Annotated in this window: 12 protein-coding genes, 3 tRNA genes and 1 riboswitch; of the genes, 9 read left to right on the top strand and 6 right to left on the bottom strand. The window is 61.1% G+C overall.

All coding sequences use genetic code 11. The features are described from left to right. Positions 1-229 precede the first annotated feature (229 nt). Positions 230-448: riboswitch (yybP-ykoY riboswitch) on the top strand. Between the two features lie 10 nt (positions 449-458). Then, positions 459-1031 carry a TMEM165/GDT1 family protein gene (locus tag A3AC_RS0121925; RefSeq protein WP_025601412.1) on the top strand — a complete coding sequence of 191 codons (573 nt, stop codon included), beginning with the start codon at positions 459-461 and terminating at the stop codon, positions 1029-1031. Positions 1032-1201: 170 nt separating this feature from the next. On the opposite strand, the gene A3AC_RS0121920 is transcribed toward A3AC_RS0121925, so the two are convergent. Beyond that, the gene (locus A3AC_RS0121920; RefSeq protein ID WP_025601410.1) at positions 1202-1894 is read right to left on the bottom strand and encodes a DUF4136 domain-containing protein; all 693 of its coding nucleotides are present in this window, start codon (positions 1892-1894) and stop codon (positions 1202-1204) included. 247 nt (positions 1895-2141) lie between these two features. Between A3AC_RS0121920 and pepN the strand changes: the two genes are divergently transcribed. From pepN to A3AC_RS0121905, 3 genes are all read left to right on the top strand, one after another. After that, positions 2142-4847: an aminopeptidase N gene (pepN, locus tag A3AC_RS0121915; protein ID WP_025601408.1), complete on the top strand. Its 2706-nt coding sequence runs from the start codon at positions 2142-2144 to the stop codon at positions 4845-4847. 306 nt (positions 4848-5153) lie between these two features. Continuing rightward, complete coding sequence (locus tag A3AC_RS0121910; protein WP_025601407.1) at positions 5154-6170, top strand: class 1 fructose-bisphosphatase; 1017 nt, start codon at positions 5154-5156, stop codon at positions 6168-6170. Between the two features lie 54 nt (positions 6171-6224). Next, positions 6225-6300, top strand: a tRNA-Thr gene (locus tag A3AC_RS0121905). 95 nt (positions 6301-6395) lie between these two features. Here A3AC_RS0121905 and A3AC_RS29465 read toward each other — a convergent pair. Further along, a complete protein-coding gene (locus A3AC_RS29465) occupies positions 6396-6644 on the bottom strand; it encodes a hypothetical protein (protein WP_442856518.1) in 249 nt (82 codons plus the stop codon). A 604-nt stretch (positions 6645-7248) separates the two neighbouring features. On the opposite strand from A3AC_RS29465, the gene A3AC_RS30775 reads away from it, so the two are divergent. Then, positions 7249-7398, top strand: a complete 150-nt coding sequence (locus A3AC_RS30775) for a hypothetical protein (RefSeq protein ID WP_006050185.1) — start codon at positions 7249-7251, stop codon at positions 7396-7398. Between the two features lie 305 nt (positions 7399-7703). After that, entirely contained in the window at positions 7704-8300 is a 597-nt protein-coding gene (locus tag A3AC_RS0121890) for a chorismate mutase (RefSeq protein ID WP_025601403.1), read from the top strand. A 67-nt stretch (positions 8301-8367) separates the two neighbouring features. Here A3AC_RS0121890 and A3AC_RS0121885 read toward each other — a convergent pair whose 3' ends face one another. Both A3AC_RS0121885 and A3AC_RS0121880 read right to left on the bottom strand, forming a co-directional pair. Then, on the bottom strand, positions 8368-9519 hold the full coding sequence (locus A3AC_RS0121885; protein ID WP_025601401.1) for an exonuclease domain-containing protein: 1152 nt from the start codon (positions 9517-9519) through the stop codon (positions 8368-8370). Between the two features lie 298 nt (positions 9520-9817). Then, positions 9818-10021, bottom strand: a complete 204-nt coding sequence (locus A3AC_RS0121880) for a cold-shock protein (RefSeq protein ID WP_006050182.1) — start codon at positions 10019-10021, stop codon at positions 9818-9820. Positions 10022-11239: 1218 nt separating this feature from the next. On the opposite strand from A3AC_RS0121880, the gene A3AC_RS0121870 reads away from it, so the two are divergent. Further along, positions 11240-12385, top strand: coding sequence for a porin (locus tag A3AC_RS0121870; protein ID WP_025601399.1), 1146 nt, complete (start codon positions 11240-11242; stop codon positions 12383-12385). A 126-nt stretch (positions 12386-12511) separates the two neighbouring features. Here A3AC_RS0121870 and greB read toward each other — a convergent pair whose 3' ends face one another. Next, positions 12512-13081 carry a transcription elongation factor GreB gene (gene greB, locus A3AC_RS0121865; RefSeq protein ID WP_025601397.1) on the bottom strand — a complete coding sequence of 190 codons (570 nt, stop codon included), beginning with the start codon at positions 13079-13081 and terminating at the stop codon, positions 12512-12514. 120 nt (positions 13082-13201) lie between these two features. On the opposite strand from greB, the gene A3AC_RS0121860 reads away from it, so the two are divergent. Both A3AC_RS0121860 and A3AC_RS0121855 read left to right on the top strand, forming a co-directional pair. Next, positions 13202-13278, top strand: a tRNA-Arg gene (locus A3AC_RS0121860). A 108-nt stretch (positions 13279-13386) separates the two neighbouring features. Then, positions 13387-13463: transfer RNA gene (locus A3AC_RS0121855), tRNA-Arg, on the top strand. Positions 13464-13569: 106 nt separating this feature from the next. Here A3AC_RS0121855 and A3AC_RS0121850 read toward each other — a convergent pair. Next, positions 13570-14061 (bottom strand): phage protein NinX family protein, encoded by a 492-nt coding sequence (locus A3AC_RS0121850; protein WP_025601396.1) that lies wholly within the window; start codon positions 14059-14061, stop codon positions 13570-13572. Positions 14062-14133 lie beyond the last annotated feature (72 nt).

Below are 14133 nucleotides of genomic sequence, written 5' to 3'. Positions count from 1 at the left end.
TCCGACGGCACCTTGGGAATCCCCTGTAGACGGGGCTTCTGTGGATTCGCGGTCCCGGCGCGGCGACACCGACAAAGAAAATCGACCGGATACTTTCAATTAACTTTCCGCAAAGGCTGTTGCGATTCCCGCACATCCGCGGCGGTTACATGCGTGCGCTGCCGTTACGTGCGGGCGCCGCCCCTTGTCCCGGCGGCCGGATTACCCACGCCGCCGCGCCTGCTATAATCCGCCCCTCATTGGGGAGTAGCCGCCCCGCCGCGTGTTCGCCCGGCCATGAGGCCCGGCTCGCTGAACGTGCGCTTGCGGGGGCGCCTGTCAACAGACTTGGCCATCACGGCCATGGCAGCCGCAGCCTCTGGCCTGGCGAGACCGATGACCCACACCCCGCCGCAATTGGGCCCGGCGTGTCGTGGGTCGTCGCTCGTTCATTTCTCGGCCCGTGGATTCAAAACAACGTGATTCACCCATTTCTCATTTCCACGGGAGCGGTCGCGCTCGCCGAGATCGGCGACAAGACGCAATTGCTCTCGCTGGTTCTGGCCGCCCGGTATCGCAAGCCGGCACCGATTATTCTCGGCGTGCTGGTCGCGACGCTCGTCAATCACGCGGGCGCGGGCGCGCTCGGCGCATGGCTCGGCTCACTGCTCACGCCAACCATCATGCGCTGGGCGCTGGCCATTTCGTTTATCGGCATGGGATTGTGGATTCTCGTGCCCGACAAGCTCGACGACGACGAAGCCAACGCGAACCGCACGCATCTTGGCGTGTTCGGCGCGACTGTTGTTGCCTTCTTTCTCGCGGAAATGGGCGACAAGACGCAGATCGCGACGGTTGCGCTCGCGGCCCGCTTTCACGATTTCTTCGGCGTGGTGGCGGGCACCACGCTCGGCATGATGCTCGCGAATGTGCCGGCCATTCTGCTCGGCGGCCGCTTCGCGCACCGTCTGCCGACGAAGCTGGTGCACGGTATCGCCGCCGTACTGTTCGTGGTGCTGGGCGCGATGGCGTTGTCCGGCGCGGGGCTGTGAACGGCTTTGGATAGCTCCGAGTTCGGCGGTGGATTCCGAACGACTCTGAACCGCTGCGAACATCTCTGGACCGCCCTGTCAGCTTTGAACCGCTCCCGACAGCTTTCACAATAGGCGCGATGCCGGCGCCCGCCGGATCGCGCGTGACCGCGGCCCACGATTTTGTTCTGTCATTGCACCGCTTTCGCTCCCGATGCAGCAGCAGGCGCCGCGGCGGGAACGGCGGTTTCGTTCGACGTGCCGCCGTTCTTGTCGAGCGGAATTTTGACGGTACGCACGACGCCGTTGCCGAGCGGGAAGTCGGCAAGCGCACTGCGCGCCAGATACGGCATGGCCCGCACCAGCGACGACTCGCCGCCCGAGTTGCGCGCGCTCACGTTGTAGACCTCCTTGCCTGTGGCCCGCTCGGTGATCCGCACGCCTAGCAGATGCGTGAAGATCGGGTAGCTCTGGTTCACATAGCCGGCGGGAAACGGGCCCCAGGGTCCCCACGGATCGAACGGCCGGCCCCAGCCCCAATAAGGCGCAGGCCATGGGTTGTAGTACACCGGCTCGGAGACCGTCACCATGTCGGAGCGGATGCCGTACGAAAGTCCCACCAGATAGCGCGCCTGGTTGCTGTCGACCTGGCGGAACGCGTGGGTGGCCAGTTCGTTGGCGACGATCCGCTCATAGGTGCTCAGTTCCAGGTTGTTTCGCTGATCCGGCTCGCGTGTGAACGCGTAGGTGCGGGTCGCGTCGCTGCCGCTCCAGTCGGAAAACGCGGTGACCTGCGTGGTCACATAAGTCGTGCAACCAGAGAGCAGCACAGTCAGCGCCGCGAAAAGCAGCATGGCGCGGCGCGCCCAGGAATTTGTTTTCATGGTCTACCTCGTGAAGCGTTCGCGTTGGTCCTTCTTGCATTGTACGTAGACCGTCACTGGCGCCGCGCCGTTCCGGCTGCAATGCCGCAGCAGCATGACCGGCGCGGGCGTCCGAGCGCGCCTTGGCCGAATGGCTATCCCGAGAAAGGCGCTCCGCACGATTGCCCGAGGCTTTGTACAATGGCCCGACAAGCCCGGCGCGCGTGCCCGCGTGCCGGCCGCTCGAGTCCCATCACCACAGAACGCCATGGCCGATACCGCAACGCCCAATGTGATCCGCCGCGCCGATTATGCGCCGCCCGCCTTCCTGATCGACACCGTCGCACTCGAGTTCGATCTGCTGCCCGAACGCACCGTCGTCAGGAACACGATGCAGGTGCGCCGCAACCCGGATGCCGCGCGCGCGCCGCATCTGGAACTGATGGGCGAACAACTGGAGTTCGTCGGCGCGACGCTCGATGGCCAGCCCTTCGCCAACGCGCATGCGCACGAGCATGGTCTCGTGCTTGACAATGTGCCCGATCGTTTCGAACTCACGCTCACCAGCATCTGCAATCCGGCTGCGAATACCACGCTGTCGGGGCTGTATGTGTCGAGCGGCAACTTCTTCACGCAGTGCGAGGCGGAGGGCTTTCGGCGCATCACTTACTTCCTCGACCGTCCGGACGTGATGGCGACCTACACGGTCACACTGCGAGCCAGCAAGGCCGACTATCCAGTGCTGCTGTCGAACGGCAATCTGCTCGAGGAAGGCGATCTGCCGGACGGCCGCCATTTCGCGCGCTGGGAAGACCCGTTCAGGAAGCCAAGTTATCTGTTCGCGCTCGTGGCGGGCAAGCTGGTGGCACTCGAAGAGCGCGTGACAACCGGCTCGGGCAAGGAAAAGTTGCTGCAGGTGTGGGTCGAGCCGCACGATCTGGACAAGACCCGTCACGCAATGGATTCGCTGATCAACTCGATCCGCTGGGACGAACAGCGTTTCGGGCTCGAGCTCGATCTGGACCGCTTCATGATCGTCGCCGTGAGCGACTTCAACATGGGTGCGATGGAGAACAAGGGGCTCAACATCTTCAATACGAAGTACGTGCTGGCCAACCCCGAGACGGCTACGGACACCGACTTCGCCAACATCGAGGCGGTGGTCGGCCACGAGTATTTCCACAACTGGACCGGCAACCGCGTGACCTGCCGGGACTGGTTCCAGTTGAGCCTGAAGGAAGGCCTGACGGTGTTCCGCGATCAGGAATTTTCCGCCGACATGGCGGGCGGCCAGACTCAAGGCAGCGATGAAGCGGCGCGCGCCACCAAGCGCATCGAAGACGTGCGCGTGCTGCGCCAGATGCAGTTCGCCGAAGACGCCGGCCCGATGGCTCACCCGGTGCGTCCGGAGAGCTACGTCGAGATCAACAACTTCTACACGATGACGGTGTACGAAAAAGGCGCCGAAGTCGTGCGGATGTACCAGACGCTGTTCGGCCGGGAGGGTTTCCGCAAAGGCATGGACCTGTATTTCAAGCGTCATGACGGCCAGGCCGTGACATGCGACGATTTCCGCCATGCGCTCGCCGACGCGAACGGCCGCGACCTCGCGCAATTCGAGCGCTGGTACAGCCAGGCGGGAACGCCGCGCGTCTCTGTGCATACTTCTTACGACGCCGGCTCGCAACGCTACAGCATGACGCTCGCGCAGGGTTACGGCGAGGCCGCGCCGGCGGCACGCGAAACGCAGAAGGGACCGCTGCTCATTCCGTTTGCGATCGGCCTGATCGGCAAGGACGGCAAAGATCTGCCGCTGCAACTGGAAGGCGAGGCGCAAGCGTCAGGCTCCACGACGCGCGTGCTCGAATTGACGCAGACCGAGCAGACCTTTACGTTCGTCAACGTCGGACAGGAGCCGCTGCCCTCGCTGCTGCGCAATTTCTCGGCGCCGGTGATCGTCGAATACGATTACTCGGTGGAAGAGTTGGCGTTCCTGCTCGCGCACGACAGCGATCCGTTCAACCGCTGGGAAGCCGGTCAGCGGCTTGCGACGCGCGAGCTGCTGACGCTCGCGGCACGCGCCGCGGGCGGCGCCGAACTGCAGCTGGACGACTCGGTGGTTGCCGCGTTCGCACGCGTGCTCACGGACGAGTCGCTGTCGCCGGCGTTTCGCGAACTAGCGCTGATGCTGCCGTCCGAAGCGTATCTCGCCGAACAGATGGCGGAATCGAATCCGTCGGCCGTACATGCAGCGCGGCAGTTCGTGCGTAAGCGTCTTGCCAATGCGCTCAAGGGCGAATGGCTGAAGATCTACGAGCGGCACCGTACGCCGGGGCCGTACGAGGCCACGCCGACGGCGGCCGGCCATCGCGCGCTGAAGAACCTGGCGCTGTCCTATCTCACCGAACTCGACGATCCTGCGCAAGCCGTGCGGCTCGCGGCGGCGCAATACGATGCCGCGAACAACATGACCGACCGCGCCGCAGCCTTGTCCGCGTTGCTCAACGCGGCGGCGGCCAACGGCGGCAGCGCCGAGGCACAGCACGCGCTGGACGACTTCTACCGCCGCTTCGAGAAAGAACCGCTCGTGATCGACAAGTGGTTCGCCTTGCAGGCCACGCAGCGCGGCAGCGCGCAGCGTCCGGTGATCGACATCGTTCGCAAGCTGATGGCGCATCCGGCCTTCAATCTGAAAAATCCGAACCGCGCGCGCTCGCTGATTTTCAGCTTCTGCGCGGCGAACCCTGCGCAATTCCACGCCGAAGACGGCTCAGGCTATGCGTTCTGGGCGGACCAGGTAATCGCGCTCGACGCGATCAATCCGCAAGTGGCCGCCCGCCTCGCGCGCTCGCTCGAGCTGTGGCGCCGCTTTACACCAACGCTGCGCGAAGGCATGCGTGCGGCGCTCGAGAAAGTGGCGTCGCAGGTCAAGTCGCGCGACGTGCGCGAAATCGTCGAGAAGGCGATCGCATGATGCAGATTTAAGCAGTGCTCAGTTTGGAAAAGCCGGCACGCGTGGCCGGCTTTTTTTCGCCTGCATTGCTTGACGCGGCTCAGCGCTGTCCGCGTCGACGTTAGCCATTTGGCTTCGTGCATACGCTGCCGCGGCAAGCGGCAAGACCCGGCGCAAAGGCTGACCAGCCGCCGTTGCTTCCGCTCGCCGCTGGGTTCGCTGCCGCGCCGTACTCGCGTTTCATTTTTCTACAGATAGTAAAAGCACGGAGCGGACACACCGAGCGGTTAAAATCGGGATATTCCTCAAGCCTCCTGGAGTACAGCAATGTCCTTGCAACGTCGTACCACTCTCACGAAGTACCTGATCGAGCAGCAGCGGGAAACCAATAACCTGCCGGCCGACCTGCGGCTTTTGATCGAAGTCGTCGCGCGCGCATGCAAGGCGATCAGCTATCACGTCAGCAAGGGCGCGTTGGGTGATGCACTCGGCACGGCGGGCAGCGAGAATGTCCAGGGCGAGGTGCAGAAGAAGCTCGACATTCTGTCCAACGAGATTCTGCTCGAAGCGAACGAATGGGGCGGCAATCTCGCAGGCATGGCGTCCGAGGAAATGGAGCAGTTCTTCCCGATCCCCGCGAACTATCCGAAGGGCGAGTACCTGCTCGTGTTCGATCCGCTCGACGGCTCGTCGAACATCGACGTAAATGTGTCCATCGGCACGATCTTTTCAGTGCTGCGCTGCCCGGACGGCCAGCAGCCGACCGAGCAGTCGTTCCTGCAACCTGGCACGCAGCAGGTCGCCGCGGGTTATGCGGTGTATGGACCGCAAACCGTGCTGGTGCTGACTACCGGCAACGGCGTGAACTGCTTCACGCTCGACCGTGAGCTCGGTTCGTGGGTGCTCACGCAAAGCGATATGCGCATTCCTGTCGAGACGCGCGAGTATGCGATCAATGCGTCGAACGAACGCCACTGGTATCCGCCTGTCGAGCAATACATTGGCGAACTGAAGCAAGGTAAGGAAGGACCGCGTCAGAGCGACTTCAACATGCGCTGGATCGCCTCGATGGTCGCGGACGTGCACCGTATTCTGAATCGCGGCGGCATCTTCATGTACCCGGCGGACAAACGCACGCCGGACAAACCCGGCAAGCTGCGCCTGATGTACGAAGCGAATCCGATGGCGTTTATCGTCGAGCAGGCAGGCGGCGCAGCGACCAACGGCGAAAAACGCATTCTCGACATTCAGCCCAAAAGCCTGCATGAGCGCGTTGCGGTGTTCCTCGGCTCGAAGAATGAAGTCGATCGGGTGACCCGCTACCATCTCGAAACAAAAAAGTGACCGAGGCACTTGCCAAGCCAATAAAGAAGTCCCTATAATCTCGTTTCTCCTGATGCCGGAATAGCTCAGACGGTAGAGCAGCGCATTCGTAATGCGAAGGTCGGGGGTTCGATTCCTCTTTCCGGCACCATCAAGATTCAAGCAAAAAGCCCAGTCCTCACGACTGGGCTTTTTGTTTTTCGTCGACACTCTGCATAGACATCCGGGCATCTCTTCGGCTATTGGCTACCCACGAAAGTTGGTGCCGTCGAAGTGCGAGTCCGGGATCCTGACCAGGTTGCGCGCGACAACAGAATCGTTTGTTGCACCTGAACGCTCCCCTTCCGTTTGCGGCTTGCCGCAATATGCAGCGACCGCTTCCGGCGGCGCTGACGGAAACCACGAGATGCGTCCGTCGCATTCGATCCCGACCTGCCGTCCATTCCAGTACACAGCGTTTTCCATGGCGAACTCTCTGAAAGCGAAGATGACCATCTTCCGGATCGGCACAAGCGCGTCCGTTGCCCAACGCACCCTGGGTTGTCGATACCTCTTCGCATCATAGGAGTCGCTGTCGCCACTGCCGGTGGCGTCATCGAAAAATGATGCTTTGTCGCAAACTGCTGACGTTTATAGCCGGATTTTCGACGGCCTCTTAAAAACTGCCGCTCATCGTCAACGACGCGACACGTCGCTCGTTTACAAAGAGCATAAGGCAGCCGCGCCGGTTTCTCATCCCAGTCGGTAATAAACGAACGTTCGAGTTTCAGCACAGAAAATCATTCCGATGCGGCACTGCACAAAATCCGAATTAATCGGGGAATACCCGGAATGACGGAAGCGCTAATTGATCGGGAAAGCCTGGCCTGGCGCCACAAGCCCGCCGGTCAAGGCCCGCGAGGAATCGAATGAAGAATTGGAACGCTGAACGTACGCAGGAGCACAGAGGAAGAGCGGCAGCGAACCTATAAATTTAATCAGAAGAGCCTGCTGAAATGGTGCGATGTGCCGTTAAAGCAACAGAGACGCTGTGATGTGAATCGGACACTGGTGCAAAACGGGGCCCGAGGCAGATAATGGGTTTGTAAAGGAGAAGATCATGGATGCCAAACCACCGAAGATTCCGACCCCGGATAAAGTCTTTAGCCCGGATCCGGAACCTGTCGGCGTCGAATTTTTGGGTGCGGAATTGCCGGAGCATGTGCGCGCCTTCTTCGACGAACAACGTAAGTCGTGCGACGCAAAGTAATTGTGCAGTGGCGCAACGCAGTAACTGTCCCGGTGCTAGTGACACCAGGAGCGGTCGCTTGCGCGCTTTGCAGTCTCCGCTTGCAACCTTGCTGGTTTCGACGGTTCGACCACGCGAGCCCTCGCGCCTGATATCAGCCCGCGCCGCTGAGCATCGCGCGACTTCGCTCGTCTCCAGACACCTCTTCCGCTGAAATCCAGCAGCGACTCCCTCGCGGGCGAACGCGCCTACGCGATCGGACATCGTCTATTCTTCTGGTTTTCTCCGCGGCCGCCCGGCCATCGTCCAGTCTCCTCGCCTAGCCTATGACCCGCATGTTCCGCTTTGCCGCTCCGTGCGCGCTCGCAGTGTTCGCCTGCGCCGCTTTTGCACCCGCCCCCGCTCTTGCCGACGGTGACGACACCGCGCTCACCAACCTGATTGCACTTGCGTCGCAACGTCTTGCGCTGGCTGAGCCGGTGGCGCGCTGGAAGTGGGCGAATCGTCAGGCAATCACCGACAAGCCACGCGAAGAGGCGCTGCTCGCGGATGTGCAGAAACGCGCGGCGGCCACCGACCTCGATCCCGCGTTCGCGCGCGCCTTCTTTCAGGATCAGATCGACGCCAGCAAGGAAGTGCAAAACGCGCTGTTCGCTAGCTGGCGTGCGACTCAGCCGCCACAAGAACCGGCCCCGGACCTTGCGACGAGCACGCGACCGCAGTTGGACCGCATGACGCAAGCGCTCATCGCCGGTCTCGTTCGTGTGCAGCCGTTGCGCGCGGCGCCGGATTGTCCGTCGCGAGTGGCGCAATCGCTGGCGAACTGGAAATCGCTGACCCGCTATGACTCGACGCGGTCGAATGCACTGACTCGCGCGCTTGGACATGTGTGCCAAACCGGCGGCGTCGGCGCTACTGGGTGAAGGTGGGCAATGAGGGCAAGACTCGCCCCTCCTCGCTGAGAGGCGCCTCTGCAAGTGACCGGGACAGTCAGGCGACTCCCAGGACGGTCTCGGCGGCCGTGATATTCAGCGGCGTCATCCGCAAACCACGCGCAAGGTGGCTTTGCAGAATCCGGTACGTCGACAACTCAAAGCCGCTGGGCGCACGCGAGGCATGAAGCTCCGCTGCCTGCGCCAGCGACGGCGCGTGGCCGATATAACGCCACCGGTCGACGACATGGAAAGCGCACGCGTGCGACGCTTCCTCGCGCTCCTCGAAAACGACGGGCCCCTGGAAGGGCCACGGCGCGTCGATCGGATCGCTCTTCGTAACGCGTGGCAAGCGATTGTGACCCGGGCGCAGCGTCGCGATCCATTGCGCCTCCGCGAGCATCGCGCCCAACTCGCCGCCCGTGGCACGCCACTCGACCCGCCTTACCTGCTGCGCGAGCCGGATATCCTTCGATGAGCGCCGCTCACCTGTCAGATGCGCGCGAAGCCGCTGACGGATCCGTACGCTGCGCCCGACATACAGCGGCAAATCGTCGTCCCCGTAGAACGCATAGACGCCGCAGCCGGCAGGCGCCGTCTCGAGCAGATCTTCAGTGATGTCGCCGGCCAGCCGATAGCGGCGCATCGTACGTTCGATCTGCGCGCGCAACACGTCCAGCGGCACAAGAGTGTGCAGGCGCTGCCAGAACTGCCAGATCAGGTCGGCGTCGGCGAGCGCGCGATGGCGGTCAGACGGCACAAGTGAATGGCGCTCGACCAGCGCATCGAGCCCGTGGCGCTTTTCGGAAGGAAATAGCGCGCGCGACAGGCGCACAGTGCACAGCACGTCCGGGTCGAATGAAATGCCGGCGCGCCGGAACTCGCCGCGCAGAAAGCCCCGGTCGAAGCTCGCGTTATGCGCGACGAACAGCTTACCGTTGAGGCGCGCGAAAAGCTCGGGTGCGATGACGTCGAATGTCGGCGCGCCGCGCACCATTGCGTTCGTGATTCCGGTGAGCTGCTGGATGAACGAGGGGATCGGCTGCTGCGGATCGACGAGGCTGCTCCAGCGCGTGACACCGGTCGGCCCCACTTCCACGACACCGATCTCGGTAATGCGGTGCTCGTTGGTCGAGCCGCCGGTGGTTTCAAGATCGACGAAGACGATAGGCTCAGCGAGGGCCGGTTCGGCCAGAAACTGTTCGGACATGAAAAAGGATGCTTGGACGCGTGACTTTGCGCCAAGTATGCACTAATTAGCGGCCGCCGACCGCCTGTACATGACGCCGGCGGCATTGCGGCTTGCGCCCCACGTGCCTTTGCCGACCGGTCTGCTGCTAAAGAATGGTAAAGCCGACGCGCCAATCCGTTTTGAAACGTCAAATTCTGATTCGATATCAGGTCGAAAAAATAATGCATGGCAAAACAAATAAAAAAGCCCCCGCGATTAACGCGAGGGCTTTGGACCGCATGCGCGCCCCGCAGCGAGCGGGGCAGCGGTACGCAGCTTATAGCGGCTGAATGTTTGCCGCCTGCTTGCCTTTCGGACCGGCCTTGACGTCGAACGACACGCGCTGATTTTCCTTCAGCGATTTGAATCCTTCACTGCGAATTTCCGAGAAATGCGCAAAAAGATCTTCGCCACCCGAGTCCGACGTAATGAAGCCAAAGCCCTTAGCATCGTTAAACCATTTGACGATACCTGTTTCCATTTTCCAGTGTTCCCTCAACGAATTATCAAATCGGGCAATGCCCTCAATGCCTCAATCCTTTGCCAGTTTATCCATAAGGAATATCCCTGAGGCATTGCGCACTCGGAGCGGCTCTTGAAATCAGCTTTGCCGTTATACGGGGCGCGGTGAATCACCGTCAAGTGAATTTTTAATTGGCTCCGGGCACGACATTGAATAAGCGAAAAGTTAGCCGGATGGCGGAAACAGCAGGCGTCTTTACGCTTGCCGATAAGTCAAATTTACTGGGCACCGCCCACGTTAAACGCGATTGAGGAAAGCTTTGCCGCCTTCTCGCCGTCTGTAACATTTTGTGACTTTGGTAAGTGTTTCTCCGGGTTGTTCGGTGAAGCGGTCGAACCTCATCATGAAGTCTGCATTTGCAGTTAATGCGCATCGGGAGATTGACAATGCAGTTCCCTAATATCCGCCGGTTTCTTTCCAGCCTCTTTCCTCGTTTCACTCAATCACAGTCGCAAACGTCCCACGCGTGGCGCGCAGAATCTGACGCGTCCGCCTTCGAGTTCGACGTGGTCTGGCACGGCGACCACTGGCAGAACCTGCTTTCATCGCCGATGGACGCGCGCCACTACATCATTGAAGACTGGAGCGCCCCCACGGCCAACGAGTGGCGGAAGGCGGACCGCGCCGCGTCCGCACATTGATGCTCGCCACGCGCCCTCGTAAAGGACAAAACAAATTCGCAGGCGAAAAAAAGCGCGACTGGGAAGTCGCGCTGACAAAGGTTTGGAGATCTTTTTCGTCAACGAAAAAGTCCGCTTCGGAAAGCAGAAACTTCAGTATAACTGCTAATTCCAAATCCGATTATTTCCACAAGTGACAATCGTCTGTTGCAGTAATAACAACAATCCTTACATCAGGTGACATCTGTTGCTTTTTCGCATCGCATCTGCGTCGTAAATTCGCAACGCGGTTCGTTGACACTTCTTCCCATTCCTTGCCGGCACGCCCGAAACCGTTAGCTGACGGGGCTTCGAGGCATTCGACTATCGTTTCAGATGGCGTAATACTTTATTGCAGGAACCGAAACGCCCGTTCATTGAGCGCTCTCTTTACACTTTGCGTAACCAGAAAACAGCGCCAGTTTGCGCACTTCATGTGGATACGCGTCTCGCGGCGGCCGCGCGAAGGTTTTCTGAAGCAGGATTTACTGCCAATTCTCGCTTTCGGAGTAACAAGATGAAAAAGACTCTTATGGTCGCCGCCCTCACGGGCGTTTTTGCAACCGCGGCGCACGCCCAAAGCAGCGTCACGCTGTACGGCCTGATCGACGCCGGCATCACTTACACCAACAACCAGCACGGTCACAGCAACTGGCAGCAGACCAGCGGCTCGGTGAATGGCAGCCGTTGGGGCTTGCGCGGCGCCGAAGACCTCGGCGGCGGCCTGAAGGCAATCTTCACGTTGGAGAACGGCTTCGGCATCAATGACGGCTCGCTGAAGCAAGGCGGTCGCGAATTCGGCCGTCAGGCGTTCGTCGGCCTGTCCAGCACGCAGTTCGGCGCGGTGACGCTCGGCCGTCAATACGACAGCGTGGTCGACTTCGTCGGCCCGCTGGCACTGACCGGCACGCAATACGGCGGCACGCAGTTCGCCCATCCGTTCGACAACGACAACCTGAACAACTCGTTCCGCGTCAACAACTCGGTCAAGTACACGAGCGCCAACTACGGCGGTCTCAAGTTCGGCGGCATGTACGGCTTCTCGAACCAGGCAGACGGCTTCGCAAACAACCGCGCTTACAGCGCGGGCGCGTCGTACAACTGGGGCGGCCTGAACGTCGGCGCAGCTTACCTGCAATTGAACAGCAACGGCGCGACCGGCGCGGCTGCGGCATTCAACTCGGGCGGCGCGGTGTCGAGCGACAACACCTTCTTTGCTCGCCGTCAGCAAACTTGGGGCGCGGGCGCGAACTACGCGTTCGGTCCGGCAACTGTCGGTCTCGTCTACTCGCAAACGAATCTGACGGGTCTCGCCGGCATCGGCGCAGGCGCGTCTGGCCAGACGGGTGGCATCGCGTTTGGTGGCGGCAGTGCGCACTTCCAGAACTTCGAAGCCAACGCACGTTACGCTCTGACGCCGGCTGTCAGCATCGCCGGTTCGTACACGTACACGCGTGCAAGCCTCGCCGGTACGCGTCCGCACTGGAACCAGTTCAACCTGCAAACGGCGTACGCACTGTCCAAGCGCACGGACGTCTATCTGCAAGGCGAATACCAGCAAGTCAACGAAAACGCGATCGTTGGCGCGGACATCAACGGTCTGGCTGCTTCGAGCAACAACAAGCAGGTTGCCGTCACGGCAGGTCTGCGTCACCGCTTCTAAAGCGGTCGGCAACACTGGCAACACGGAAGGCGCCGCTTGCGGCGCCTTTTTTATTGTCCGTGGAAAACGCTGTGGGCGGGGCGCGGCAAAGCCAAGCAGCCAGCCAAGCCTAACGCAGAGAAAAGACTAACCGCCGCTATCAGGCGGCGGATATTTGACGTCGATAATGTCGATGGGCTGCGGTCCGGCCGGCGTGTACAGCGTCACCGTATCGCCAACCCTGGCCTTCAGCAGCGCTCGCGCGATCGGCGAGATCCAGCTCACGTGGCCGATATCCAGATCGACCTCGTCAATGCCGACAATCGTCACAGTATGTTCTTCGCCGTCCTCCGTCGCATACTCGACGGTCGCTCCGAAAAAGACCTGATCGACGCTCTCCTGCCTGCTGCTGTCAACAACCTCCGCGAGATCCAGCCGCTTGGTCAGAAAACGGATGCGCCGGTCGATCTCGCGCAGGCGGCGCTTGCCGTATATGTAATCGCCATTCTCCGAACGGTCGCCATTCGAAGCCGCCCACGACACGAGCTTGACGACTTCCGGCCGCTCGACGTCGATGAGATGCAGCAGTTCGTCGCGCATGCGGCGGTAGCCTGCTGGCGTGATGTAGTTCTTGGTACCCGCGGGAATGTCCGGTTGGGCGACGTCGAGATCGTCGTCGTTATCTTCGCTCGACTCTTTGACAAAGGCCTTGTTCATGATGATCCATAAGCTGCAGCAAGCGACTGCCTCACTAGGGTACACGATCATGACAATGAGACAAATCGCAGTTACACCCTTCCCTTTTTTGAAACCTTTGCTATAATCTCGTTTCTGCGTGCGGCTGTAGCTCAGTTGGATAGAGTACTTGGCTACGAACCAAGGGGTCGTGGGTTCGAATCCTGCCAGCCGCGCCATTTATTTCGAGGGCCTCCCTCCGGGGAGGCCTTTACGTTTTACCCGCGTTTTGCCCGTCTTACCCAGTTTCGCTGTTGTACGGCATTACTGCATCACCTGTTTCGCGTGCGGCTGTAGCTCAGTTGGATAGAGTACTTGGCTACGAACCAAGGGGTCGTGGGTTCGAATCCTGCCAGCCGCACCACCTCTGAAGGGCCTTCCAGTGGGAAGGCCCTTTGTTTTTCCAGGCGCGTTTCTGGTGGTCAGCGTCTGGGCGGCGCAGTGATGGCTTCGCGCGCCCCCGGCCGCACTTATGGCCGCGGCGGAGACTGAATATCGCCGATGTGTCCGTCCGGGCTCGGCATGTCTTCGAAAGTATTGCCCACGGTAGCTTCGCCGATGCGCCGTGCGATGTCGCCCGCCAGCATCTGCGGCTCGTGCAGCATCTCGCCGACGCTATCGCCGAACCGGCTTTCCACAAACGCCCGCAGCAGCGCCACACGCACCGAGTCCGCGCGGCCCTCCACCGTTCCACGACCGCCTTCGAACTCGGCGACGCATTGCGCAGGACCGTCTTCGCTGCGCTCGCGCATTTCCAGCCGACGCGCGCGCTCGAGCACCACAGCGGCGGCTTCCCATGAAGTAGTGGGCGTGAAGCGGCCGTCCCACGGACGACCACGGTCATTGCCGCGAATAGAGACGGTTTCGCCGCTATCGGTGAACTGGATTTCGCGCACGAAGTCGTGCAGGCTGCGGGCCACCCAATAGTCCAGAGCGAGGCCTTCGAGGTCAGCTACTTTCATCAGCGTTCTCCCTGAGTTTTCCGGTGAGACTCGTCTGTGGCCGGTCCGTTCCTACAGAACAAACGACATTTA

This window comes from Burkholderia sp. WSM2230 (genome assembly GCF_000472445.1).
Taxonomy (GTDB): Bacteria; Pseudomonadota; Gammaproteobacteria; order Burkholderiales; family Burkholderiaceae; genus Paraburkholderia.
Note: the sequence above shows the minus strand (reverse complement) of the source record. Positions and strands in the feature narration are given on the sequence as shown.